Genomic DNA, 25,620 nt, shown 5'->3' on the forward strand with positions numbered 1-25,620 from the left:
AGCGCATCTCTGCTTATGATAGCTGGATCGGCTGCCGCCGATCCTATTTTTTATTTTGGCTGATCACCACCATCGTAATATGCGATAACGCGAAAGAGACAAGCGTATACACAACGGCCCACCCGATAAACGAGAAATTCAATACGGTAAAGGTGCATATAAGGCAAACGGCCAAAGCGGCAGCCGGCATAATGAACGCGTTTTTAAACAGGTACGTTCCGGCGACTGACAAGATGATGATACAAAGCGGCAGAACACCGAACGCAAAATCCAATTCATCAATCAACAGATGCACTCCCTTCGCTTTTCTTAGTCCGGCCTAACACATCTTATGCCTGAGTACAAAATCGAGTACTTCAAATCTTTCGCGCTCCGGCTGATTTTCCCTCCGGTTATTTATTCAAAAAAATGAAAACTTTCCTTAAAGCGTTTACATTCACGTCAGACTATGATAATTTAAGAAAGCGCTATCATACACAAGTTAATGATTTTTGGATGGAGATGAGGAGAACCAGGAAACCCCGCCCTTTCACAAGGGTGATTTCTGGTTCTTTTTGTCATTTTCAAGGAAAGGAGTCATACATACATCATGATAGACGTTCAGCAAAGGGGAGGATATGATGTTTCAATTGTTTAAGCCGGCTCCGCATATTGAGAGATTGGATGATTCAAAGACGGATGCGGCCTATAAACAGCTCAGGCTGCAAGTATTTTTGGGGATTTTCATCGGGTATGCCGGGTATTATTTGCTTCGCAAAAACTTTGCCTTCGCTATTCCTTATTTTCAGGAACAAGGGTTTTCAAAAGGGGAACTTGGCTTGGTGCTTGCGGCCGTATCAATCGCTTACGGCTTCAGTAAATTTATTATGGGGATGGTGTCTGACCGCTGCAACCCGAGGTATTTCCTTGCGACGGGTCTGTTTTTGTCAGGTGTCGTAAACATTTTATTTGTTTCCATGCCGTGGGTCACGTCAAGCGTGACGATTATGTTTATTTTTATGTTTATTAACGGATGGTTTCAAGGAATGGGCTGGCCGCCTTGCGGACGGACGATGGCTCATTGGTTTTCCATCAGTGAACGCGGCACGAAAATGTCGATATGGAATGTCGCCCATAACATAGGCGGAGGTATTCTCGCCCCGCTCGTGACTCTCGGCATCGCCATGTTTGTTACTTGGAAAAGCGTGTTTTTCTTTCCGGCGATTATCGCCATCGTCATTTCATTTGTGATTGTTCTTCTCGTACGGGACACGCCGCAATCCTGCGGGCTTCCGCCGATTGAAGAATACCGGAATGACTATCCGAAACATGCGTTCAAAGACCAGGAAAAAGAGATGACGACCAAAGAAATTCTTTTTAAATACGTGCTGAATAATAAGTTTCTGTGGTATATCGCATTTGCCAATGTCTTTGTTTACTTCGTACGGTACGGTGTCGTTGACTGGGCGCCGACTTATTTGACGGAAGCGAAAGGGTTCTCTCCTGAAGATTCCAGATGGTCTTATTTCCTTTATGAATATGCGGGAATTCCGGGAACGATTTTGTGCGGCTGGATCAGCGACCGGTTTTTCAAAAGCCGCCGCGCGCCGGCAGGCGTACTGTTCATGGCCGGCGTATTTATCGCTGTATTGGTCTACTGGCTTAACCCTGCCGGTCATCCGCTCATCGATAATATCGCGCTGATCAGCATCGGCTTCTTAATCTATGGACCTGTCATGCTGATCGGGCTTCAGGCCATTGACCTTGCGCCTAAAAAAGCGGCGGGAACGGCAGCCGGCTTAACCGGGTTTTTCGGCTACATCGGAGGCTCTGCTTTCGCCAACGCCATCATGGGTTATGTCGTAGACCGCTTTGACTGGAACGGCGGCTTTATCATGCTTATCTCCTCATGCGTGCTGTCCATCGTCTTCTTGGCTATGACGTGGAATACGGGCAAGCGGGCGGAGCATGTGTAAGAAAACAACATAAAAGATTAATATTTTTGCAGTACAGCATTTACAACGATTTTCTACACTAGAGACAGATATTGATTTTTAAGGGGGAAGAAAACATGCGGAAACATAAATTGTTTGCTTTGGTATTGCTTTCATTCGGTTTATTGTCATTCATCGTCACGCCTGTATCGGCGGCGGGAAAAGGAAACCTCTTGTCTCCTGACAGAATTTTGACCATTGCCCATCGCGGTGCTTCGGGGTATGTCCCGGAGCACACGATCCTTTCTTATGAAACTGCGCAAAAAATGAAGGCTGACTATATTGAGCTGGATTTACAAATGACAAAAGACGGCAAGCTGATCGTCATGCATGATGAAAAACTGGACCGCACCACAAACGGACAAGGCTGGGTGAAGGATCATACATTAGCCGAGATTCAAAAGCTCGACGCCGGCTCTTGGTTCAATAAGGCCTATCCGGAAAAAGCAAAACCGCAATACGCCGGACTTCGCGTTCCTACACTTGATGACGTGTTAAAACGGTTCGGCAGACATGCAAACTATTATATTGAAACAAAGGCGCCCGAAACATATCCGGGTATGGAAGAAAAACTGATCGCTTCACTGAAAAAATACAAATTGGCAGGTAAGCATGCGAAACTTGGACAAGTTATCATTCAGTCTTTCAGCAGGGACAGCCTTCTGAAAATCAAACAGCTCGATCCGAAACTTCCCGCTGTCCAATTGCTTGAAGCGGAACAGATGACGTCAATGACTGACGCAGATTTAACGGACATTAAAACATATGCCGTCGGAATCGGACCGGATTACAAAGCGCTGAACGCTCAAAATGTCCGAAACATTCGCAGCCACGGCCTTCTGCTTCATCCTTACACCGTAAACAGCGAGGCGGACATGCGCCGTCTGCTGAATTGGGGCGTAACCGGTGTGTTTACCAACTATGCGGATATATTCCAAAAGGTTAAAAAAGAATACAAATCATAAAGCCAGCATGGGTTCGGGGATGATGCCGAACCCATTTTTTTTGCCCGATCATGCAAACGCCATCATGGGTTATGTAGCGGGCGGAGCATATTATTAAAGCTTACATTCACCTTTATATTAATTAAAGGTATCACTGTAATTGTGAATTACCTATGATACCTTACAAACAAAAGGATATAATTATTTATTTCTAATATCTATTTTCTTTCTTATACTATTTGTAATAGACGATAATACAAGTGATACTAAACCATAGACAACCACCCATCCCCAGAAGGATAGATTAAAAACAGTGAACATTAATATGACTGAAACAACTATACTGACAAGCGGCATTATATACACTTTTTTGAAAATATAAGTGAATATAATCGATAAGACGATAATAGAAAGTGGTAAAATACCAAAAGCAAGATCTAGCTCATCCATTATTATTCTCCTTTGTGAATTTAATTTCTCCTTAAGTATACTCACTCAGCTGTCTAGCCATTTATATCTAATCACCCCATACTTCTTTGTTTTTCTTAATCATAAAAAAGTCATATTCAGAAACATGGGTATTGTTAATAATTTTTTCAAGTCCTCTGATAGGAGTAGATTTTAATTTTTTTCCGTTTTTATAAGAGTAAGAATTAATCACATATTTCCCACCCTTGCTTATTTCTAACAAGAAAATTTCAGACTCGTCAAAATAAGTGAATTTTGCTTGGTTTTCAAATTTTGTCGACCTATTTAACGGGATTTTTTTTCCCGGCTTCATACTTTTCAGATCGAAAGTATAAAGTATTGAATTAGCTGCCAAATGATATAAAGTGTCATTTTTCACAAAAAAGTTATTAGTGGAAAGAGGAATTGCCAGTTGAGAAATTTCATCAGGGATATGATAACTGCCTAAAGGATATGCCCCTTTAAACTTTTTATGCTTTAAATCAATTTCTGCTACTTTGAATTGTACTTTGTTTGATTTATCCGTTTGGTTATATAGTATAAAAAAGGCTGAGCTTTTTTTAACTATTATTTGTGAATAAACACTCCAATTTTCTTCATTTAATACAGGAATTGTTGTTCCTTTCCCTACTGTAACTTTATCTTTATCTATTTTAATACCCTGAAAAGTCGGTGTTTTAATTGAAGAATCTTCATTTATCACGTAAATATATTCACCGTCATTACCAGTACTTGTATAGAAACCCGGAATAATCTTTTCATGAAATCCACTGCCGTTACCCCATCTAATTAAACTATTATAATGGTTTTCACCGACTCCTTGATTATTCAAAAAATAAAAGATATTTTCTTTTATTAAATGGCCTGATGATTGCCCATAACTTGTATGTACTTGATGTTGCATCGGGAATTTTTTAAAGTTATCGCCTATCATATAAACTTCTTTTTTGTCCTGTCTAACTATGTTTTTTTCATCTTGTGCAATGGTTCCAACCTCAATAGCATCTCCTTTTACAGCTGTTGCTGCTCCTTTTTCATCAATGTATACAGTATAACTCCCATCTTTAGGATAATCTATTGTAGCTGAATAATATATAGCTGCAATTTTATCATTCAAGAAATACTTTTCCTTTTCTTTTTCAGTTTGTTTAACATTAGAAACTGAATTAGTATATTTAAAAGTTCCAATACATATAAATATACCTATTAATACTATGACCGCAATTATAATAAGCCACTTAATCTTGTTCAAATATAATCTCTCTCCTTAAAATAATATGACTCCCTAAATAAACTTAGGGAGTGAAAATAATTCATCTAAATGTTTTGATAGTTTTTGTATAATCGGAATCTCTGATGTCTCTTGGGTAGACGCCCAGTCCTAATTTTCGCGTTTTCATACTTATTATCCCTAACTATTTACTTTCCTATATTTTAATTTATTATACAATTATTGTAATCTCAACTTACGTACTGTATTTATTCTATGGTTAATTATTTGTTTTGTCTCTAAAACTTTGACTTTGGAGTACAGGAAAAAGATGAAGCATGGAGAAGAAGAAACATAAAAGATTAATAGTTGCCCAACATATCTTTTAGATTCATTCTTTAGTATGGAAGACAGTTATTGATAAGGCGGAGAAATCATGAGAAAAAAAGAATACTGTCCCTGGTTGCCTGTCGTTAGGCTTTCTCATTCATCGTCACGTCTGTATCGAGCCAGCATGGGTTTGGGGATGATGCCGAACCCATGTTTTTTTGCCCGATCAAAAAACCTTGCGGGAACGTTCCCGCAAGGTTTTTATCAATCATTATTCTTTTCCGGCAGCGGCTTCCGCCTGTCCGCCTTTTAATTGATCGTTGATTGCTTTGGCGTCTTTCAAATACTCAGTCTTGAATCCGCTCTTCAGCGCCCACGCATAGAAGGCAAGGGCAACGATTGCGATCAGCCCCATATCCCAGCCGTACGGAATGATGTTCAGACCGCCGAATTTTTCACTTCCGAGCCATGAAATGACCATCATGCTGAGCAGATAGACAACCATCCAGACCCCGCCTTTAAAGTTTCTGCGGAATCCTTTCCACTTCGCTTTCGCTTGGTAGTAGAAATAAATCGGAAGGCCGATCAAAATGATAAACAGCACCTGCCCTGTTAACGGCCAGCGCGCCCAATACAGCACGAGAGACGCGAACACGAAGCCGAGCGGTGCAACCACGCTGAGGCCTTTCAGACGGAGAGGCCGGTACAAATCCGCCGCCGTCCGCCGCAGCGTCATCACCGTCACGGGACCCGTGATATAAGAAATCAGCGTCGCAACGGAAATGATTTCAGCAAGCACGCCCCATCCTCTGAATAAAAACAGAAAGATAAACGATACGACCAGGTTGAAAATCATCGCTTGGCGCGGCACGCCGTACAGCGGATGAAGCTTTCCGAAAATGCTCGGCATATATTTATTTTTTTCCATGCCGTAAATCATGCGGGACGTCGTAGCGGTATAAGTAATACCCGTTCCTGACGGAGATACGAACGCATCCGCATAAAGAATAATGACAAGCCAGTTGATATTCAATGCGATCGCCAAATCGGCAAATGGAGAGTTGAAGTTCAGGTGACTCCAGCCGTGAACGATCATGGAAGGTTCAACCGCACCGATAAATGCGATTTGCAATAGGACGTAAATGACGGTTGCGACCAGCAGCGAACCGACAACCGCAATCGGAATCGATTTGCCGGGATTTTTTGCTTCTCCGGCCATGTTAATCGGGCTTTGAAACCCATTAAACGCAAATACGATACCTGATGTGGCCACCGCCGTCAGCACGCTTGCCCAGCCGTTCGGCGCAATGCTTGAACCGGATGTGAAGTTTCCGCCGTGAAAACCGGTAAACAGCAGCGCTCCGATTGTCAGCCCCGGAATAATGATTTTAAAGATGGTAATCAATGAATTCGCTTTTGAAAATAAGTTAACTGTCCAATAATTCAGTAAAAAGTAAATAATCAGTAATACGGATGCGAAGCCGAGCCCCTCTCCCGTAAGAGTGCCGTTGTGAACGAGATTGCTTGTCCATTTTGCCCATTCCCACGGCCATGAGCTCATGTATTGAACAGACGCAACCGCTTCCACCGGAATAACGGAAACAATCGCAATCCAGTTTGCCCATCCTGCGATAAATCCAATAAATGATCCATGAGAATATTGAGTATATTTTACCATTCCCCCGGCTTCCGGGAACATTGAACCCAATTCACTGTAAGAAAGTGCGATAAACAAAATAACGATCATACCGATAATCCAGGAAATAATTGCGGCAGGTCCCGCAATCTGAGCCGCCCGCCACGCCCCGAATAACCAACCGGAGCCAATCATCGACCCAAGTCCGACCATCATGAGTGCAAACGTTCCCATTCTGCGATGTAATTGATTCATAAAGTTAACACCTTTCAATTAAAATATGACTCCAGCGCTATCATATATTTATAATATTATTCTGAAAATAGTTTTGTCAATCTTTATCGCATTAAAGCAGAAAGCCAAAATTACCCTTCCGATGTTTAAACAGCCGTTAAGCGGGAATAACTACTGCAAGCCAGAAATAGAAAGGAGTTTTTATCGTGAAACAAAAACTGCTCATTTCAGGACTTGCCGTGTCGACTGTCGGAGTGACTTCCTACCTGCTCAAAGATAAATCAAACCGCCAAAAGGTGATGAACTTTATCCGCAATATGAAAACATCGCTCTCCGGGAAGCAGGATATTGAATCATTCCCCGTCAACAAAGCAGGCAACCCGCATCCCGAAGATATTGAAGATAACAAAATGGTATCCGAAGGCTCCATGTACCCGGTTCAATATTATGATGACAAGAAGAAATAATCTGTTCCCGGGCTGCCCGGCCGTATCAAACGGCGGCAGCTTTTTTTATGCAGACGGCGTTTGATAGATCCGCCAATATTGGCGCGATCCTTTCTCCCGCACGGTAATGCCCAGTTTGGATATTTCCGCTTTCAGCTCTTTCGCATCAGCCTTTTCCTCCTCTTTCAGCGCCTTTTCTCTCGCTTTTAAAAGAGCATTTGCCCCAGGCTCCAAATCCGGCGTGTCCGGCACCCACCGTTTGTATTCTTCTTTAAAAGGATCTTCCGTCCCCAGCCAGATATACCCATGCGCGCGAAACGCATCAGCCGCTTTTTCAACCGCGGGCTCAAGCTTCTCCCGAAAAAGCTCCTGCCCTTTAGTCCCCAATAAGACAAGATGCTTTTCATCCGTAAACACACCGGAAATGCTGTCTTTCGAAAACACGCTTTCTTCATTATATATGGTTAAGGACACCTCGCTGTCCGTCACGACTGCCACAAGAGTTTCTTTAAAAGCTGCCCGCGTCAGCCACACTCCCCCGATTAAGCCGATAACGGCGGTTGCAGCCGCAGCCTTCCATCCGTGAAAAGAAGCGATAATGTCCAGCGGCCCGTGAAAAGGCAGCCAATCCAATGTTACGGCCCACTTCGCAATGACCGGCAGAAACCATCCGATGACCAGCCCCAATAATGGCGGCACCAGAAAAACCAAAGTTTTTTCAACCGATGACAACTCAAGAACCGTCTGTTTTTTTATTTCGTTCATGTTTCTCCTCCGTCTGTGTTTTTCACAACTATCCATTATACAAAGGGTTGGATGATTCTGTAAACTGTTTCCGAAACAATAAAAAGCCTCCCGACCGCCGGGAGGCTTTTTAAAACAGGAGCTCATATACTTCATTCAATTCCATCGTGCGCTTCTCATCCTGCTCGTTCTCAGCATATTTGATTTCCTTTTCAAGCAGCTGATTCAGCGCATCCATTTCCAAATCATTTAGATCTTTCACAAACTCGCCCTCATTTGCATAATGCTTCACCTGAAGCTTTTTATAAATCCCTCGGCACACATCATGCTCCAAGTGGTTCGAAAGCGACTCGCGCAAATATCCGAGTGTCCTGTCCATCATGTAAGCCCTCCCTTTTCTATAGGAATAGCTTCCCGGAAAGAGAGAAAAACTATACATGAAAGCACCGGGCGACTGTTTTAACTCTGTACCTGAATGGAGAAAAATCCGCTGCTTAATGGCGTGTACGGCCCGTTCAGCCCCGTTGCGGAGAAAGAGAACGTTCCTGAACTGACATAAGAAAGAGGAACGCTGTAATATTTAATATAGCCTGTAACGATATTGCCGTTTTTCGTATATTCATCTTCCAGCGCTTTTGACGTAAGATTTGTAATATTCGTTCCGTTGTTAAACGCCTGGATCGTGTTATTGTTCGGATACCCTTGGAAATATACGGCTAAATACCCCGTTGTACCCTTCATCGGTTTTGATGCGCTGATTTGGTTCGGTCCGATATTTTCCCATTGGTAATTCTGACCGTCAGACGTCACACCGATAATACGGATTTGTGTTAAAGCAGGAGCCGGCGCCGCAGACGCTGATGGAGCCCACAACCCGCTCACAAGCAACAAAACAGCAACGGCCGCCGCGAATAGCATAACGAGTCTCTTTTTCATGTTTCTTCCCCCTCTTATTCTTTTCGTAGAATCCTATACTATTTTACACGATTTACAAGGAAAAAGATTACATTTTATAAAAGAGTCCGGAACACTTTGTGAACTAGATATGAAACGCTCTTGAAACGCCGTTGATCATGAGAAAGATGCCGCAGATTCTTAACACGACTCTCGAACTTCTGTCATCTTTACCGAAAAAGGTTTTTCCGAGCCTCCCGATCCATACGTTCATTGCGGCTCCCGCGAGCAATTCTATGATTCCGATCATTTCTGTCATATACAAAGCAGCCACCCTTCTAACCGTTTTTTTTCATATGACGGCTTATCATATAAAGTGATAAGACCAATGACGCTGCACCGGCAGCAAGAAACATGCTCAGCGGCACTATCTGCATGCTGCCTCCGCCATTGTTTTGAAATGCGCCGATCGCCCATTTTTCAGGGGTAAACAACGACAGCATCCGCATGTACTCCGGAGCCGCGTCTAATGTGAAGAAAGCCCCTCCCAATAAACCCGTGACAGCTATAAAAACGGAAGCAAGCGACGTGAATTGCTTTTGGCTCTTCATGAACGGTATCACAGCCATCGTTACAGCAGTCAGCGCAAACGAGCAGGCCGCAAGCACCGCTCCCGCAGCAAAAACATGATCAGCAAAACGGATATGCAGCATGAATGTTCCGGCAGCGAGGATCACGATAATATGGAGAAGTCCGAAAAGATACGCCGCCGCAAACTTAGAGATTGCATATGCCGTATAGGAAACGGGCGTGCTCAGCAATCTGTCATATGTATGATTTTCTTGTTCATCTATAAATGATCGCAGGCTTTGGACTGCAACGAACCAGATAAACATCACTAAAAATCCGATAAGTCTGTCGGCTGCCTGTCCGCCTTCATAAACGTGATGGCGGTCAACATTGACGGCGGAATGCCCCTGAATATCCTTCAAGAGATCAGCTGCCGCCTGCTTTCCGTCGGTGTGCAGCGTGCGGGATATCACTTTTGCATCGCGGACTATTTTTTTCAGCGCGCCCGCCTGCTGCGCAATCAGCTGCTCTGTCAAAACAGCATCACCCTTTTCTTCATTCTGAATAAATGAAACGTTCAATTCATCTCCGGAAAATAATGTCTCTTCAAAATGAGAGCCGATCAGCAATCCAAAGGATATATCCTGATGATTAACCTTTGTTTTTAGTACGTCCTCCGTGACCTTCGTGACTTTTATATGGCCGGCTGTCTGAATCATTTTCATAAATTGCGCTGAATAGGCGCTCTGATCCTCATCAGCTACATATACTTCCTTCTGCTGACTGCCATCCGCAGAAAAGGAAAAGAAATATGTGAGAAGGAGCGGGGCGGAAATCGTCGCAAAGATGGCAGCCCGATTTTGCAGCATCAGTTTCAGCTGATGTCTGATCATGAATAACAGCTGCGTCATGAAACAGCCTCCTTCCGTTTAAACACCCAGATGGTCAAACATAAAAACACGGCGCCGATGGCGGCAAGCTCTGCCAAATCCGCCGAAATACCGCTCAGACCGGCATGCTGCGTGACACTGACATAGCTGTTGATCGCTTTGCCGTTCGGTATCAGCTCCTGCACGATTTTCAAACTGTCAGGCAAGCCGTCTTTTGCGATAAAGCTTCCGCCTAAAAAACTGAATCCGTATAAAATGGGAGCCGCCATGCTTGAGACGGTCTCGTGGTTTTTTGCAGTAACCCCCCAAAGAAGCACGATACTGCCGATCGCAAATGAATAAACAATCGTAACCAGCAATATTTCAAACAAATTGCCCCATTTTACCTGATACAAGATGCTGCTTGCGATGATGACGGCAGCCATTTGCATAAGGATGGCAAGCATGATTCCCAAAAGCTTACCCGCCACATACTGGATACGTAAAACAGGCATTGATTTGATTCTGAATAACGTGTGCTGCTGTCTCTCTTCCACTATCCCGTGAATGAGCGCAAACGCGGTCATAATGGAGAACATGACGACCATTGCGATTGAATAATACTGCATCGCATCAATCGGAGCCGCGTGATTGCCGGCCGACTGTTTCGGAATGGTGACAGCCTGTCCACGTTCACCCGAAAGGCCGCTGATGATTTTGCGGGCATCTCCCTTTGACAGATGTCCCGACTGCTTCAGCACCGCTTTTTCTTCACTGATCTCCGCTTTTACTCTGGTGACAAACGAATCGGCCATCATTTCCACAATGTCTCCGTTTATAGAGCCTTGTTGGTCCGAGATGACTTTGATACTTGTTTTTTCATTGTGTTCTGCCGCTTTTGCAAAGCCTTTCGGCACGTATACAAAAACGGAGACTTTGCCGCTTTCGACAAGCTGTTTCCCTTCTTGGTAACTGCCTATGTCTTTTACACGGATGAGATCAGTTTGTTCCAGCACGTCATTCTTTAATACGTCGCCCAAAGAACTCTCCGCGTGATCCGCATTATAAAAGGCGGTCTGAAATGGCTTCACTTTCGAATCGCCGTGAAAAACCGTTCCTAAAATAAAAATCATCAGTGCCGGAAACAGAATCAGTTTTATATAGAAAGACTTTGCTCCGGCCAATAACCGAAAATCTAATAAGATCAGCCTGAATAATATTTTCATGACGCCCCCTATGAATCCCGCAGCGTTTTGCCGGTGAGCCGGAGGAAAATGCTTTCCAGATTGGCTTCCTCGAAATGAATGCCCTTAATGGTGATACCGGTTTTCCTGATATCATCCGCAATATCAAGGATATTGCGATCTGCCGCAGAGACGAGCATCGTAATGGTCTGCTGGCTGACAGCAGCCTCGGCAACACCGGGAATGCGGCGGATTTTTTTAACGGCATCATCATTCAGCCCCTCTGCATTCACGGTCAGGGTATCAGAGGCTTTAGCTGACTGCTTCAATTCGTCTTTCGTCCCGCAGGCAATGATTGAGCCGTGATCCATGATTGCCGCTTTTTCACAGAGGTATTCGACCTCTTCCATGTAATGACTCGTGTAGATAACGGTCATCCCTTTTTCTTGATTTAACGTCTTCACGGTTTCAAGAATATGGTGTCTGGATTGCGGATCAATTCCGACGGTCGGTTCATCTAAAATGAATAGTTTCGGTTCATTCATTAGCGCGGCCCCGATATTCACCCGTCTTTTCATGCCGCCTGAAAACTCAGATATCCTTTGATTTCGCTGTTCCTGTAATTCGATGATGTCCAGCACTTCATCAACCCGTTTACAAAGTTCCTTACCGGAAAGTCCGTACAGACTCCCGAAAAAAGCCAAATTATCCTTTGCGCTTAACGCTTGATATAAAGCGATTTCCTGCGGGACGACTCCCATCACTTTTTTTATGGCCGCAGGCTGCTCCTGTAATGAGGTTCCGTCAATGCAGATTGTTCCGCCCGTCGGCGGGAGCACGGTGCTGATCATCGACACCGTTGTTGATTTACCGGCGCCGTTTGGTCCCAGCAGACCGAATATCTCTCCTTTTTCGACGCGCAGTGATATATGATTGACAGCGGTAAAATCGCCGTACTTCTTTGTCAAATCCGTTAATTCGAGCATTCGTGCAGCACTCCTTGTGTCATGTCTGCACTTATTCTACTCTTGGCGATCCTTGTTTTCTATTCACTTTCGTACTCGATATGGGTATTACTTTCGTCATATGTTTAGTGATAAAAAGGGAGAGAGGAGGGTGAAGCGGGGTTATAGCAATTTTTGCAAATATAAGGTAAGCTCGGTTCTGTTTGACACTTCAAGTTTATCGAGGATTCTGGATACATAGTTTTTCACAGTGCCTTCAGTCAGAAATAAGTCTGCGGCAATGCGTTTATTGCTTTTGCCTTCCATAATGTGTCTCACCACATCAAGCTCTCTCGGCGTGAGAATCTCCGTCAGCTTTGACTGCGGCTCTTCCTGCACAGCAGGGATCTCCATATTGTTCAGCGCTTTTACGACGGAAACCGTGATTTTGGGATTCAGCATCATCTTCCCTTCATAAACGGCTTGAAGGGAGGCGATAATTTCATCTGAATCAGCATCCTTCAAGAGATAACCGTCGGCTCCGCTTTTCAGCCCGGCAAAAATATAGTGATCATCCTCAAACGTTGTCAGAATGATGACTTTTACGGACGGATATCGCACTTTTACCGCTTTTGTCGTTTCGATTCCGTCCATACCGGGCATTCTGATATCCATCAAAATCACATCAGTTTCGGTTTGAGAAAGCAGCCGGAGAACCTCTTCGCCGCAAGAAGCCTCTCCCGATATTTGAATTCCTTCGTGAAGACTCAGAATCATTTTCAGCCCCTCTCTCACAATGGACTGGTCGTCTGCAATCATGACATTCACTTGATTATTCCTCCTTGCATGGAATCGTTATTTTCACGTCAAAACCCATTTCCTTCCCAGACGAGAAAACAGCCTCTCCGCCAAGTGCGGCTGCTCTTTTCTCAATTCCTTTCAGACCATTTGATTTTATGATCGTTCCGCAGGCTGAGCCGTTATTATGAAGATGCGCCAATATCATGTTTCGGTTTTTTTGAATCCGGACAGAAACATATGAAGCATGTCCATGCTTTATCGCATTCGTAATCGTTTCCTGAACGGATTGATAAAGACAATGCTTCACATCCGGCTGTTCCGCTTCTATGGCCGCGTCCATCTCCAGCTCGAAGCGTATGCCTCCCGCCTCTTGAAAATGGCTGAAAATGTCACGGAGCTCTTGCTCAAATCCCCGCCCCGGCAAAGAGCCCTGCAGCAGCATAACGGCCTGGCGAAGCTTTAAAATGGATTCTTTCGTAAGATCATGCGCCTTATGAATGATCTGCTTCACTTTGTCCGGCTGATGCCCGGCTGTCTTCCCGGCAAATTCTAAATTCATTTTCAGAGCAGCCAGATAATGACCGAGAGAATCATGCAGCTCCTGCGCAATTCTAGTTCTTTCTTTCGTAACGGCCAGTTCCTCAATCCGGTCTGAATATTCCTTCAGTGTGTCATTAGCGATCTTCAGCTCTCGGTTCAGCAATTCAACCTTCGACTTCTCCTGCAGGTTTTTCCGATATAAATAAATCACCGCAAACATGATGAAGTATGGCGGCACGATATCACTGATACCCGCTCCGCCGGCGTATAAAGCTGCGGCAAATGCGGCGGCATTCATCGTTAACAAAACAGCCGAAATCTCCTTATCAGTAATAAGCACCTCCGCCAATAAAAGCACCATTACGGCCTGTGCCCCCACACTATAGACATTGTACAAAAGAACTCCCGCGATAACGTTGCTCAGGAGAAAAGAGCCTTGATATACAGCCGGCCTTCTCTTCATATACAGCGGCCGCAGGCAGTCATTAGCCGTCAGCATAATCACGAGCACAGACAAAAAAACCTTCAGCTCCCCCCGGCCGGGAGGAAGCTGAAGAATCGCATGAAAGATTGATAGTAATGCAAAACCCCTGATCAGTAACTTCGTATGTGCAATCTTCATCGAATTCTCCTTACAAATGAGCGGCGGCTTTCCGCTCCACGTTCAGCACATCATACAGCTCATCAAGCGAATGAATTTCATACGTCGGGATGATTCCGGACTCATTTGCTTTCTTTCCGGGATTAAACCAGCACGTATCAATTCCCGCCATCTGGCCGCCTTTTATGTCCGCGCTCAGTGAATCGCCGATAATAAGTCCGCCCTCGGCAGAAAAACCGGGAATTCTCGCAAACACGTAATCAAAGTATTCCTTCATCGGCTTTTGAAAACCCGTGTCCTCAGATACAAACACATCTTTAAAGAACGGATACAGACCGGAGTCGCCCAGCCGCTTATATTGTGATCTTGAGACGCCGTTCGTCACGATGTATAAATCAAATAAAGGACTCAGCCGTTCAATCAGCTCATAAGCTCCGTCTATCATCTGGTGCCCTTCTTCTAAGTATTGGCGGTACGCCTGATTCATCAGCACGCCGTCGGCTTCGAGGCCGTATTCTTTAAACAAAAGGGCAAACCGTGTATTGACCACTTCATCGCGGGTCATTTCCCCCTCTTCAAACGCCTTCCACAGCCCTTGATTTAACGCTTTATAATGGGCTTCCACCTCTGCCGTCAGCTCCAGCTTTGAACCTTGAAACAATTTTTGAAGAGCATCGGTTTCTGAAGCGGTAAAATCCAGCAGCGTATTGTCTATATCAAATAATAACGTACGGTAATGACTCATCGATGTTTCCCCCGGTTCTGCTTTTTTTAACCAGTATACCACTCGCGGACAAGCCGAAAAAGACACCCCTGTAAGAGAGTGTCTTTTTGAATTATACAGCGTCTTCTATTTTCGATTTTTCACCAGGCATACGCTTGCCGATACCGAACGCATAATAGCTGACCGTCACAATCGCCAGGAAAATCACCCCGACAACCAACGAAATCCGCGTATCTTTGTTAAACCACATGCCGATCAATACCATGAGTAAGAAAGCGATCGTCAAATAGTTTGTAAACGGCGCAAAAGGCATCTTAAACGGATGCTTATCAAGCTCAGCGCCCTTCGCTCTTCTGAAACCGAGATGGCTGATTAAAATGACGAACCACGGAATCATTCCCGGCAGCACACTCGCGCTGTACACATAGACAAAGATTTTCGGAGGCGCGATGTAGTTCAGCACGACACCGATCACAAGTCCGATTAATACCGCAAACGTACCGAATATCGGCACACCGCTCGAAGAAACTTTCTTAAAGAATTTCGGGGCCTGTCCGTTCACGCCCAATGTATAAAGCATGCGTCCCGCACTGAATATCCCGCTGTTGCATCCGGACATCGCAGCGGTAATCACAACAAAGTTAATCAAACCGGCCGCCGCCGTAATCCCGACTTTCGCAAATGTCGAAACAAACGGACTGCCGAGTGAGTGAAGCTCATTCCACGGATATACGGTAACGATTACGAAAATCGCACCGATGTAGAAAATTAAAATCCGCCAAATAATACTCTGAATCGCGCTTCGCAGCGTTTTTTGCGGGTCCTTCGCTTCCCCTGCCGTAATCCCGATCAGTTCGACCCCTTGATAGGCCGCAACGACCAAAGACAAGGCAAAGAAAAATCCTGAAAAACCATTCGTAAAGAAACCGCCGTGCGACCATAAATTAGATAATCCGATCGCATGCCCTCCGTTACCGAAACCGAAGAAAATAATTCCGATTCCGGCCACAATCATCAGAATAATGGTGACGATTTTGATCATGGCAAACCAAAATTCAAACTCACCGAAAGATTTTACCGAAATTAAATTCGCCGCACCGAGAATGGCCATGGCGATAATGCCGGGAATCCATGCCGGCAGATCAGGAAACCAATATTTCATATACGAACCGACGGCGATAATTTCAGACATCCCGACGATCACCCATTGAAACCAGTTGCTCCACGCCGTCATATAGCCGGCTAACGGATGTATATACTTATGGCCGAACGTCGCAAACGACCCTGTACTCGGCTCTACATAGAGCATTTCGCCCATCGCACGCATGATAAAAAAGATAAAGATACCCGAGATCGCATAAGCCAGCAGGACAGACGGCCCGGTCCATCCGATCGTGCTGGATGATCCCATGAATAAACCGACACCGATCGTGCCGCCCAGCGCAATCATCTGTATATGACGCGCGCCTAAGCCTCTCTTTAATTCTTTGTTTGCCACTTCGCTTCCTCCTCTTAACAGCTCTGATATATGTGAAATAATGAAGCAGAAGGTGCACCTGTTGAACCTAACTCACTCTTCATTTCCCGCAATATTAGAAATATTCTATCTTTCTATTGTTATATAATCTCCAATTTCCTTATTCCATCATAATAAATTTTCGTGGAAAATACAATTGTTTTTTTCAGGTAAACACCTTACACCCTAAACCAATAGACTAAAAATAAAGCGCTTTCATTTTTAATGAATTATGAATATTGAGATAATAAATGCCGCAGCCTCCGAGAAACAGGATGTCCCTGGAGAAACATGTTCCGCCCCCTATTCAATATTATTTTTGCTAAGCAGAATGGCGTAAAGTCTTACTCTCTTCCATTCTCCCTTGTATACGCCATAATCCTGCTTAACCGGCAAAAATCATGCATTAATCGATAAATGCCTCATTCAGCCGCAGCAAAAGCCGGCCGAACTTTTCTTTTTCATCGCCTGACCAATCGTCAAGCATATGTCGGTATCGATCAAGACGCATCTTTTTATCAGCTTTTAACCTCTGTTTGCCAAGCTTCGTAATCGCAAACAGACTGACCCGCCCGTCAGAAGGATCGGAAAAACGCTGGATCAGCTCTTTCGACTCCAAGGCCGCGGCCTGGCGTGACAATGTGGAAATATCCAGCTTAAAAGATTCGGCTAATTCCTTTACACGCGCCGGTCCGAATTCATCCAGCTGCCGTAATAACAAATACGCAGCCCTTTCCAGATGTCCGATTTTACGATCGGAGTTATCAAGATAAACAGCTCTCCTGATAAAAGTGGTGAGCTCATATTCAATTAATTCAATCGGATCTTGTTTTGACAAACAGCCTCACTCCTTACAATTGACAACAGCAATATTAGTTGTATAATACAAACATATGCACATTTACTCAGAAAACTTATAGAAAGATTTTGCATACATATATTTGTATAGTACAAATATATGCGCAAAAAGTAAAGAAACATATCGAAGCATCAAGAAAGGGGGAAGCTGCTCTTCTCCAAAGAACAGCATTGTCGTGAAAGCCATACGCAGCATCTTGCAAATCATTATTTTATTCGCATTTTCCTTTATCGGGGGAGCCGTTCAGCAGTTCTTTCACCTGCCCATTCCCGGAAGTATCATCGGTTTGATCCTGCTGATCATATGTTTATCGGTTAAGATCATTCCCGTCAAAATGATTGAAGACGGAGCCGGATTTTTGCTGTCTTTTCTTCCGCTGTTATTCATTCCGGCCATGACGGGCGTCATCAATTACCCGTCACTGTTTTCCGCCAGCGGGGCTGCTCTGTTTCTGATCATCGTGCTGAGCACCATCGTCACAATGATCGCCGCAGGGTACGCCAGCCAGCTGTTAGAGCACAAAGCCAATCAGAGAAAGGAGGAAAAGAAGTGCAGCAAGCATGTATCGCAATCCTTATAATTTTGTTCACGGCCGCCGCCTATCTGGCTATGGTGAAATTATATGTGCGCTTTCCATATCCCTTTCTCATACCGGTTTTGACGACTACGATTTTCATTATCGCCGTGCTGCTTGTTTTTCATATTTCGTATAAAGACTATATGATCGGCGGACAATGGATCAATTCACTGCTCGGACCCGCCGTGGTGGCTTTGGCATACCCGCTTTATAAGCAGCGCCGGGTGTTAATCAAGTATATGTTTCCGATCATCGGCGGCGTGTTGGCCGGTTTATTCTCCGGAATGGTCAGCGGCCTGCTATTTGCAGAGCTGTTCGGCATCAGCCGGAGTTTGATTTTGTCAATTATCCCAAAATCAATTACGACGCCTGTCGCGATACAGATTGCGTCCGGTATCGGCGGTGTCCCTTCCATGACAGTCGTGTTCGTCATGATCGCAGGGTTTTCCGGCGTTATCTTAGGACCGCTGCTTCTCAAGTGGATCCGCATTCGCAGCTCACTCGGGAAAGGAATTGCATTCGGGAGCGCTTCCCATGCGCTCGGCACCTCAAAAGCAATGGAGTACGGAGAATTAACGGTCTCCATGAGCTCTGTTTCCATGACGCTCTGCGCCGTGTTAGGGTCGGTCTTCGGCCCCGTCGTAGCATGGATGTTTCAAATTTAAAGCTGGCGGTTCTCCGTCAGCTTTTTTCATGTGCGGATCATCTCATTTCCTTCCATTATTATGTTTCATTTGTAAAAATAATGGTAAAGTAGAAAACAAGGAGGGATTTAATGATGACTGGAGCAATTCCGCAAAAGAAACTGCTGGATGGGACAAGCATTCCCGCGATCGGCTTCGGTACATACGCTCTTAATGGAAACAACGGCGTTCATGCCATTACAAGCGCCATTGATATCGGCTACCGTCTGATTGACACCGCTTATAACTATGAAAATGAAGGATCGGTCGGAGAAGCCATCAAGAGAAGCTCTGTTCCGAGAGAACAGCTATACGTGACGTCCAAGCTGCCCGGGCGCTGCCATGACTATGACAAAGCTGTACAAACCATCCAAGAATCTTTATACCGCGCCGGTCTGGACTACTATGACCTGTATCTCGTCCATTGGCCGAACCCGAAACAAGACCGCTACACGGAAGCATGGCAGGCACTGATTGATGCGAAAAAATGGGGTCTGATCCGATCCATCGGCGTCTGCAATTTCCTGCCTGAGCATATCGAACGGCTCGAACGTGAAACCGGCGTAAAGCCAGGCATCAACCAAATAGAACTGCATCCCGCTTTTAATCAGCAGCAGCAGCGCCAATGGCACGAAAAACAGGGCATCGTGACAGAATCATGGAGTCCGTTATCCCGCGCCGGCGAAGTATTGAACGATCAAAAACTCGGACGGATTGCGGACAAATACGGCAAAACCATTTCCCAAGTCATTTTACGCTGGCATATCCAGCTGGGCGCCATCCCGATTCCAAAATCAGCATCGCCCGAGCGCCAGCTTGAAAACATCTCCGTTTTTGATTTCTCCCTTGATGAAAACGACATGAGCATTATCGACTCGCTTACCCGCCCCGACGGACGCATAAACGGCCAAGACCCGGCGGAGTATGAGGAGTTTTAAGTAAACGCATAAAGAAAAGCTGACGGCATCATTTGTCAGCTTTTTTCTCAATTTATATACGCACACCCAGCTCCCGTTTCCATTCAGAAAGCCAATCTGTATCCCCAGATCCGTATTGCCTGCTTTGGCCGACATCACGCAGAGATCCGTTTTTATACTCAATGGACAGAACCAAATCAGGAATGGCGTCATAACCCGTTCTCGCAAGCTTCGTGAGCCCCTGTCCGTAATGGGCGGCCGCTTCTGCCGCCGTATGTCTCAACAAAGGATCTTGCTGCAGCGCTTCCTTATAGACCTCTAAAAGGTCGCGTCCGTCTTCTGTGACGTACTTTCCGTCCACGATCTGCAAGTCTTTCAGATGATAGCCGGTCACCTCATACATTTCCCGAACGACTTGATATTTCTCATATGTTTCCGGCGTAAACTGCGAGGAGTCATCACTCCGGCTGCGAATGATGTGCGCAAACAGCTCTTTGCTGTTTTCCCCGGAGTTTAAGACGGCTTCAATCTGCTGAGTGAGATCTTTATCGTCAGTCCCGCTCACTTTTAACAGATAATCAATCGGTGATATCGTAAATGTAAGATTCGCACCCTCCGGAATCTGAATATGATTCCGATGAAAAAGCATATCTATCTGCTGATTCACCTGCGCCCGCTGAAACACCCTTTCATTTTCGACTTGAATCTCTCCGTTGAGCGTTTCACCCCGAAACGCCGCATCACGGAAATCATAGCTTTGGGCTTTCCCCTTAAACAGCCATTCCGTTTCATTATGATAAGCGGCCTGACGCTCCGATTCTGATAAATCACTTCTGAAATAAGGTGAATCGGCACGCTGGTATTTGTCCTTAATATAATGCAAAGGATCTGGTTTTCGTTTATTAATTTCATTGATACGGCTGTATTTCTCATCAAGAATCTTGCTCGCAATATCACTCTCAGACTCATACGGATTATTAGCGTCTATTACCGTCTCTTTCCCATTATCCGTAATCGTTTTCTGATTTGCAGATTGATATAAACGGGACAGGCTGCTCCCTTTCTCAGTGACACCGCTCCTTGAATAATTCACCTGGCTCAGATCGCGGGTCCCGCCTGCCTGAATCAATAAGCTGTCCGGCCCTTTTGCCGCATCTTTCACATTTGTTTTGGAAGAATACCGCTGAAGCACTTGCTGAGCCATTACTTGATTTTTTATATAACGAGCGTTTAGGCGCATGTTTTTAACCTCCGCTTGAGATGATGTTCTAGTGTTTGTATCGGCTGTTTCCCAGTTGATTTTAACCTTAAATAACAAATGTTTACATAGCTAATGTTTTTATGTATGATGTAGTCAAAAAGGGGGATTTTTCCATGAAGAAGTGTATATTGATTCTATTTGTCAGTGTCATCGTTTTATCAGGCGCATTGTTTGCATCTTCACCTTCAGCCTCTGCGTCTCAAAAGAACTCGTTACAAATAAGCGCCATTACAGGAAATCATTCATTTGAAACTGCCAATCCAGTAGGCTACTGGAAATATAAAAATATTGATACTGCCATATTGCCAAAAGGGGAAAAAGATTCGTATTTCACTTTCACGGCAAATAAGGGAGAAAGACTTTATGTCAGGAGTTCAACAAGAAGTGAATACAAGGGAATGGACATTGAAATTTATAATAAAAATAAAGTACTGATCAGTAAAGGCACAGAAGTGATAAATCCTGATACGGCGCTACCTTTTATCTATGCGAATACAGATGCGAAAGAAAATAACGAGACGTTCTACGTGAAAGTGTCCCGCGGCTCCTACACTGACGATATGTACTTTACACTCTCTATTTACGACCGAATCAAATCCGGCAGTGAGACCTTCTCATTCAGCGGTACAGCTGAAAATAAAGGGAACACAAGCCTCAGTCCGAATGGATCAGATTCAACTGTTCTTAGACTCGACTTAACCAAACAGACAAGCATTCCAAGAGACGCCACAGTGAAAAGAATCAACACCACCGCAACCCAAACACCAAGCCAAGGAAATACAAGCCACTACATCATGTCGGAAGAAAATAAAGTGTGGCACCGTGCACTTGCAAACAGCTCCACTCAAGGGAATTACGGTATTACACTGGATGATAACCTCTCAGCGGCAAGCATCTGGAATTTTAAATACAACACACTTGCAACAGCTAAATCGACTATGAAAAATGTAAAATTGAAGATTGATTATAAGTACGATGTGACAACGCAGTTTTAATTAGAAGAACAGCCGCCCATTGGGCGGGCGGCTGTCCTTTTTGAATTAAAACGAGGTTTATTTATTAATTTGGACTTTATTAAACAAAAGTATAGACTCATAAGTGATTACAATAGTGACTCATGATTTTTCATTTCAAAAAAACCGTACTAGTTGATATTAATTTTATTCACATTTAATCAGCTTTCTCTGATTTAGACAATGATGCCTGATATCCTTTTATAAAGGTATTCATCAGAATTATGGATTTACTAGCAAAATACTCATCATTTTCACCTTCAACTTTTAACTTATGCAATGTACCTAAAGCTCTGTAAAACATTAATATAAACAAATATATACATGTGTTCACCTCATGTATAGTTCTACTTGAATATCTAGTGATTTTACCAAATAAGCTTAATGCTAAATTCTCCTCGCCATTTATTCTTTTAACCATTGCTCCTAAAATCGGATATGGATAAGTGTTATGTAATATTTCTGAATAGAATTTATATATTTGTTTTCTATTTTTATTCAATTCATCTTTAATTGACTGAGGTAGCTCTGTAGCATTTTCAATTTCATTCAATTTATTCCTAATTTTGTATGGTCTAAAATATTTTTCATATTTGTCGTCTTGAATATACATCCGTAACCACTCTTCATCATATATTAAGACTAATGTTAACCATGACATCTCAGCTAAATTTCTAAAGAGTACCCTTGCTTGATAGTCTAAACCCCTTTCTATTAGTTTTGATATTCCTATCAGTCCATTCGTTAATTGTGTAAGTAAACCCTGAAATGTTTGATTTATTCTTTCATATTCTTCTTTTGTCCAGTTACCAGCAATAAAGTGGTCATGTTCACCAATCCAAAAAATTAAGGTTCCTATACACTTCATTCCTACATCTATCAAAGATAACTCTTCACTAAAAAAAACCTTTTCTTTATCAATCTCATCGTTAATTGATTTTAAATCAGCCTCTAGGTGTTCAAAGTCAACTAATTTAACATCTTTATTTAACTCTTTATTGAATTTTTTTATTTCATCCTCAAGAATATTTAATAATTTTTCGCTAACTAAGTTCATTACCTCACCTACCGCAAATTAATACTATTACCCTTTATTTCAAAGAATTAGCTGTATAAATTAACTTTATAAACTCGTCTGCTAACTTCCGCACACAACTTTGGTTACGTACAGTTGCCCACTTCATTTTTCGTTCAAGTATAGGAATCATATATTACAATCTTAAAATTAATTATCCAAAACTTATCTTGATGTCTATTTGATAACTTTTCACTTTTAAGTTTTATTTCACAACTTAAAAGTTATCTTCTAAATCCTTTATCAAAGCTTCATCGGATGTGACAATCGGTATATAATCCCTGCACTTTTACTCGTAATCCTTCAAATTACTAACTTTACTGCTACTCATATCACAGTATTAGCATTTCGAATACCTTGACTTGAATTGTTTCTACTATTATCCTATTTTTTTATCAAAAACAATGATTAAGTTTCAGTACATAGATCATCTCCAAGTTCAATTGATTTAGGTTTTATCCTTAATACCCCAATTTTTCCAGTCTTGAATTATCTGTCAGCACTATATATGCTACAGATGCAATTTTTTCTTACTTTTCAACATAGATATCGAGACCCTTGATCTTCATTGATATTCCGCTAATGCTGAAACAGAAGCACTTTTTATTCCATTGGAAAATATTGTTTTTCTTATGGACATAAAAACCCCTCTGGCTAATAACCAAAGGGGTTAAATATATTATTCCACAGTCACACTCTTCGCAAGGTTGCGCGGTTTATCAACGTCACAGCCGCGGTGCAGTGCAGCGTAGTAAGCGATCAGCTGCAATGGCACAACAGATACCAGCGGAGCAAGCGCAGGGTTGACTTCCGGCAGGATGAATCTGTCGTCTGCGTCTTCTAAGCCTTTCAGCGAGATGATGCAAGTGTTGGCGCCGCGGGCTGCGACTTCCTTCACGTTTCCGCGGATGCTCAGGTTGACGTGTTCTTGTGTCGCCAGTGCAAAGACCGGTGTTCCTTCTTCAATCAGAGCGATTGTTCCGTGCTTCAGCTCGCCGCCGGCGAAGCCTTCCGCCTGGATGTAAGAAATCTCTTTCAGCTTCAGGGCGCCTTCGACACACACGAAGTAGTCAAGGCCGCGGCCGATGAAGAAAGCGTTTCTTGAAACAGTCAGGTACTCACGCGCGATCATTTCCATTTCGTCCTTCTGGTCGCAGAGGGCTTCCATGGCGTTTGCCGCGATACCTAATTCTTTGACTAAATCAAAACCGATATCAACGCCGTTACGTTCTGCTGCAACGGACGCAAGGATTGCGAGGACGGCAATCTGAGCCGTATACGCTTTTGTTGATGCAACAGCGATCTCAGGGCCTGCGTGCAGAAGCAATGTGTAATCCGCTTCACGGGAAAGCGTTGATCCCGGAACGTTTGTGATCGTCAGCGCTTTGTGACCCAGCGCTTTGACTTGAACAAGCACGGCGCGGCTGTCCGCTGTTTCTCCGCTTTGAGAAAGGAAGATAAAGAGCGGCTTCTTAGACAGAAGCGGCATGTTGTAAGAGAATTCACTCGCTACATGCACTTCAACCGGTACGTTTGCCCACATTTCAATATATTGTTTCCCGACAAGACCGGCATGGTAGCTCGTTCCGCAAGCCACGATATAAATGCGGTCCGCTTCCGCCACGGCGTCAGCGACATCGCCGGCCACGGCCAGTCTGCCGTTTTCGTCCTGATACGTTTGGATGATTTTGCGCATAACAAGCGGCTGCTCATCCGTTTCTTTTAACATGTAGTGAGGGTATGTGCCTTTTTCGATATCACTGGCGTCAAGCTCAGCGATATAAGACGCACGTGTCATGACTTCACCGTCAAGGTTTTTAATCACGGCTTCGTCTTTTGTCACGATCACCATTTCTTTGTCCAAAAGCTCAACGTATTCATTCGTTACTTGAAGCATAGCCATCGCGTCAGATGCCACGACGTTAAACGTATCTCCAAGGCCGATTAACAGAGGGCTTTTGTTTTTTGCAACGTAAATGGTGTCTGTGTTTTCACCGTCAAATAATGCAATTGCGTAAGAGCCTTTTAACAGAGTCAGTGTTTTGCGGAACGCTTCTTCTGTGCTAAGTCCTCCCGCCACAAATTGCTCAATCATTTGAACGACTACTTCAGTGTCCGTGTCGCTTTTCAGTTCAACGTTTTCAAGATATTCGCGCTTCAGCTGAACATAGTTCTCGATCACACCGTTGTGAACAAGTGTAAAGCGGCCGAGTGCGCTTTGATGCGGGTGAGCGTTCAGGAAGCTTGGTTCGCCGTGAGTCGCCCAGCGTGTATGGCCGATTCCCGCTTGAGATTCAACCGTGTGATCCACCACTTCACGAAGGTCGGCGATGCGGCCTTTTTCTTTGTACACATGCACGCCCTGCTCATTCGCCACAGCGATACCGGCAGAGTCATAACCGCGGTACTCAAGCTTCTCTAATCCTTTTAACAAAATCTCTTTCGCATCAAGCTGACCGATATAACCTACAATTCCACACATTTTTTCTTCCTCCTAAAGGTGCAAAAGGAGACGAAGAAAGTCAAATTACAAGGGGACTTTCAATCGTCCCCTCCCACATGTTTTTTTGGAAGATCATGTGATTTCTCTTTGTTCGGAGAGTCGCC

The 25,620-nt window shown here is 44.0% G+C and carries 27 protein-coding genes; 7 read left to right on the forward strand and 20 right to left on the reverse strand.

Annotated features, from left to right (window positions below):
* Positions 1 to 43: 43 nt before the first annotated feature.
* Positions 44 to 286, reverse strand: a complete 243-nt coding sequence (locus NQS30_RS12740) for a DUF2651 family protein (RefSeq protein WP_007408994.1) — start codon at positions 284 to 286, stop codon at positions 44 to 46.
* Positions 287 to 620: 334 nt separating this feature from the next.
* On the opposite strand from NQS30_RS12740, the gene glpT reads away from it, so the two are divergent.
* Positions 621 to 1,955, forward strand: a complete 1,335-nt coding sequence (glpT, locus tag NQS30_RS12745; RefSeq protein ID WP_350322296.1) for a glycerol-3-phosphate transporter — start codon at positions 621 to 623, stop codon at positions 1,953 to 1,955.
* Between the two features lie 95 nt (positions 1,956 to 2,050).
* Entirely contained in the window at positions 2,051 to 2,938 is an 888-nt protein-coding gene (locus NQS30_RS12750) for a glycerophosphodiester phosphodiesterase (protein WP_007408993.1), read from the forward strand.
* Between the two features lie 180 nt (positions 2,939 to 3,118).
* Here NQS30_RS12750 and NQS30_RS12755 read toward each other — a convergent pair whose 3' ends face one another.
* From NQS30_RS12755 to NQS30_RS12770, 4 genes are all read right to left on the reverse strand, one after another.
* The gene (locus NQS30_RS12755; protein ID WP_218791462.1) at positions 3,119 to 3,367 is read right to left on the reverse strand and encodes a DUF2651 family protein; all 249 of its coding nucleotides are present in this window, start codon (positions 3,365 to 3,367) and stop codon (positions 3,119 to 3,121) included.
* 67 nt (positions 3,368 to 3,434) lie between these two features.
* Complete coding sequence (locus tag NQS30_RS12760; protein WP_218791461.1) at positions 3,435 to 4,637, reverse strand: hypothetical protein; 1,203 nt, start codon at positions 4,635 to 4,637, stop codon at positions 3,435 to 3,437.
* 431 nt (positions 4,638 to 5,068) lie between these two features.
* Positions 5,069 to 5,197 carry a hypothetical protein gene (locus NQS30_RS12765; RefSeq protein ID WP_256994855.1) on the reverse strand — a complete coding sequence of 43 codons (129 nt, stop codon included), beginning with the start codon at positions 5,195 to 5,197 and terminating at the stop codon, positions 5,069 to 5,071.
* Positions 5,197 to 6,816, reverse strand: coding sequence for a glutamate/serine transporter AimA (locus tag NQS30_RS12770; RefSeq protein ID WP_007408992.1), 1,620 nt, complete (start codon positions 6,814 to 6,816; stop codon positions 5,197 to 5,199). Before NQS30_RS12770 ends, NQS30_RS12765 begins: the two co-directional genes overlap by 1 nt.
* A gap of 185 nt (positions 6,817 to 7,001) precedes the next feature.
* On the opposite strand from NQS30_RS12770, the gene NQS30_RS12775 reads away from it, so the two are divergent.
* The gene (locus NQS30_RS12775) at positions 7,002 to 7,262 is read left to right on the forward strand and encodes a hypothetical protein (protein WP_003156732.1); all 261 of its coding nucleotides are present in this window, start codon (positions 7,002 to 7,004) and stop codon (positions 7,260 to 7,262) included.
* A 45-nt stretch (positions 7,263 to 7,307) separates the two neighbouring features.
* Here the strand turns inward: NQS30_RS12775 and NQS30_RS12780 are convergent, their stop codons facing one another.
* The 12 genes from NQS30_RS12780 to NQS30_RS12835 form a co-directional block, all read right to left on the reverse strand.
* Positions 7,308 to 8,006 (reverse strand): YqeB family protein, encoded by a 699-nt coding sequence (locus NQS30_RS12780; protein ID WP_043021522.1) that lies wholly within the window; start codon positions 8,004 to 8,006, stop codon positions 7,308 to 7,310.
* Between the two features lie 109 nt (positions 8,007 to 8,115).
* On the reverse strand, positions 8,116 to 8,364 hold the full coding sequence (locus NQS30_RS12785) for a sigma-G-dependent sporulation-specific acid-soluble spore protein CsgA (RefSeq protein ID WP_031378862.1): 249 nt from the start codon (positions 8,362 to 8,364) through the stop codon (positions 8,116 to 8,118).
* Between the two features lie 80 nt (positions 8,365 to 8,444).
* Positions 8,445 to 8,921 (reverse strand): DUF4879 domain-containing protein, encoded by a 477-nt coding sequence (locus NQS30_RS12790; protein ID WP_218791460.1) that lies wholly within the window; start codon positions 8,919 to 8,921, stop codon positions 8,445 to 8,447.
* A gap of 103 nt (positions 8,922 to 9,024) precedes the next feature.
* Entirely contained in the window at positions 9,025 to 9,204 is a 180-nt protein-coding gene (locus NQS30_RS12795; protein WP_218791459.1) for a hypothetical protein, read from the reverse strand.
* Positions 9,205 to 9,217: 13 nt separating this feature from the next.
* Positions 9,218 to 10,360 carry an ABC transporter permease gene (locus NQS30_RS12800; protein ID WP_218791458.1) on the reverse strand — a complete coding sequence of 381 codons (1,143 nt, stop codon included), beginning with the start codon at positions 10,358 to 10,360 and terminating at the stop codon, positions 9,218 to 9,220.
* On the reverse strand, positions 10,357 to 11,544 hold the full coding sequence (locus NQS30_RS12805; RefSeq protein ID WP_218791457.1) for an ABC transporter permease: 1,188 nt from the start codon (positions 11,542 to 11,544) through the stop codon (positions 10,357 to 10,359). The genes NQS30_RS12800 and NQS30_RS12805 overlap by 4 nt, the downstream gene beginning before the upstream one ends.
* An 8-nt stretch (positions 11,545 to 11,552) precedes the next feature.
* Positions 11,553 to 12,488, reverse strand: a complete 936-nt coding sequence (locus NQS30_RS12810) for an ABC transporter ATP-binding protein (protein ID WP_218791456.1) — start codon at positions 12,486 to 12,488, stop codon at positions 11,553 to 11,555.
* Between the two features lie 141 nt (positions 12,489 to 12,629).
* A complete protein-coding gene (locus tag NQS30_RS12815; protein ID WP_218791455.1) occupies positions 12,630 to 13,274 on the reverse strand; it encodes a response regulator in 645 nt (214 codons plus the stop codon).
* A 4-nt stretch (positions 13,275 to 13,278) separates the two neighbouring features.
* Positions 13,279 to 14,409, reverse strand: a complete 1,131-nt coding sequence (locus NQS30_RS12820) for a sensor histidine kinase (RefSeq protein ID WP_218791454.1) — start codon at positions 14,407 to 14,409, stop codon at positions 13,279 to 13,281.
* A gap of 10 nt (positions 14,410 to 14,419) precedes the next feature.
* Complete coding sequence (locus NQS30_RS12825) at positions 14,420 to 15,133, reverse strand: YjjG family noncanonical pyrimidine nucleotidase (RefSeq protein ID WP_218791453.1); 714 nt, start codon at positions 15,131 to 15,133, stop codon at positions 14,420 to 14,422.
* Between the two features lie 91 nt (positions 15,134 to 15,224).
* On the reverse strand, positions 15,225 to 16,610 hold the full coding sequence (locus NQS30_RS12830; RefSeq protein WP_015416703.1) for an amino acid permease: 1,386 nt from the start codon (positions 16,608 to 16,610) through the stop codon (positions 15,225 to 15,227).
* A 424-nt stretch (positions 16,611 to 17,034) separates the two neighbouring features.
* Positions 17,035 to 17,466 (reverse strand): MarR family winged helix-turn-helix transcriptional regulator, encoded by a 432-nt coding sequence (locus NQS30_RS12835; protein WP_011996235.1) that lies wholly within the window; start codon positions 17,464 to 17,466, stop codon positions 17,035 to 17,037.
* Positions 17,467 to 17,662: 196 nt separating this feature from the next.
* Here NQS30_RS12835 and NQS30_RS12840 point away from each other — a divergent pair, with 196 nt between their 5' ends.
* The 3 genes from NQS30_RS12840 to NQS30_RS12850 all read left to right on the forward strand — a co-directional run bounded on the left by NQS30_RS12840 (position 17,663) and on the right by NQS30_RS12850 (position 19,685).
* Positions 17,663 to 18,067, forward strand: a complete 405-nt coding sequence (locus NQS30_RS12840; RefSeq protein ID WP_218791452.1) for a CidA/LrgA family holin-like protein — start codon at positions 17,663 to 17,665, stop codon at positions 18,065 to 18,067.
* Positions 18,037 to 18,729 carry an LrgB family protein gene (locus NQS30_RS12845; protein ID WP_007408978.1) on the forward strand — a complete coding sequence of 231 codons (693 nt, stop codon included), beginning with the start codon at positions 18,037 to 18,039 and terminating at the stop codon, positions 18,727 to 18,729. Before NQS30_RS12840 ends, NQS30_RS12845 begins: the two co-directional genes overlap by 31 nt.
* Positions 18,730 to 18,839: 110 nt before the next feature.
* Positions 18,840 to 19,685, forward strand: a complete 846-nt coding sequence (locus NQS30_RS12850) for an aldo/keto reductase (protein ID WP_218791451.1) — start codon at positions 18,840 to 18,842, stop codon at positions 19,683 to 19,685.
* A 52-nt stretch (positions 19,686 to 19,737) separates the two neighbouring features.
* On the opposite strand, the gene NQS30_RS12855 is transcribed toward NQS30_RS12850, so the two are convergent.
* On the reverse strand, positions 19,738 to 20,904 hold the full coding sequence (locus NQS30_RS12855; RefSeq protein ID WP_218791450.1) for a DUF4885 family protein: 1,167 nt from the start codon (positions 20,902 to 20,904) through the stop codon (positions 19,738 to 19,740).
* A 134-nt stretch (positions 20,905 to 21,038) separates the two neighbouring features.
* Between NQS30_RS12855 and NQS30_RS12860 the strand changes: the two genes are divergently transcribed.
* Entirely contained in the window at positions 21,039 to 21,920 is an 882-nt protein-coding gene (locus NQS30_RS12860; RefSeq protein WP_218791449.1) for a hypothetical protein, read from the forward strand.
* Between the two features lie 175 nt (positions 21,921 to 22,095).
* Here NQS30_RS12860 and NQS30_RS12865 read toward each other — a convergent pair whose 3' ends face one another.
* Both NQS30_RS12865 and glmS read right to left on the reverse strand, forming a co-directional pair.
* Complete coding sequence (locus tag NQS30_RS12865) at positions 22,096 to 22,995, reverse strand: hypothetical protein (RefSeq protein WP_169510034.1); 900 nt, start codon at positions 22,993 to 22,995, stop codon at positions 22,096 to 22,098.
* Between the two features lie 697 nt (positions 22,996 to 23,692).
* Complete coding sequence (glmS, locus tag NQS30_RS12870; RefSeq protein ID WP_003156758.1) at positions 23,693 to 25,495, reverse strand: glutamine--fructose-6-phosphate transaminase (isomerizing); 1,803 nt, start codon at positions 25,493 to 25,495, stop codon at positions 23,693 to 23,695.
* Positions 25,496 to 25,620 lie beyond the last annotated feature (125 nt).

This window comes from Bacillus sp. B1(2022), assembly GCF_040259625.1.
GTDB lineage: Bacteria > Bacillota > Bacilli > Bacillales > Bacillaceae > Bacillus > Bacillus velezensis.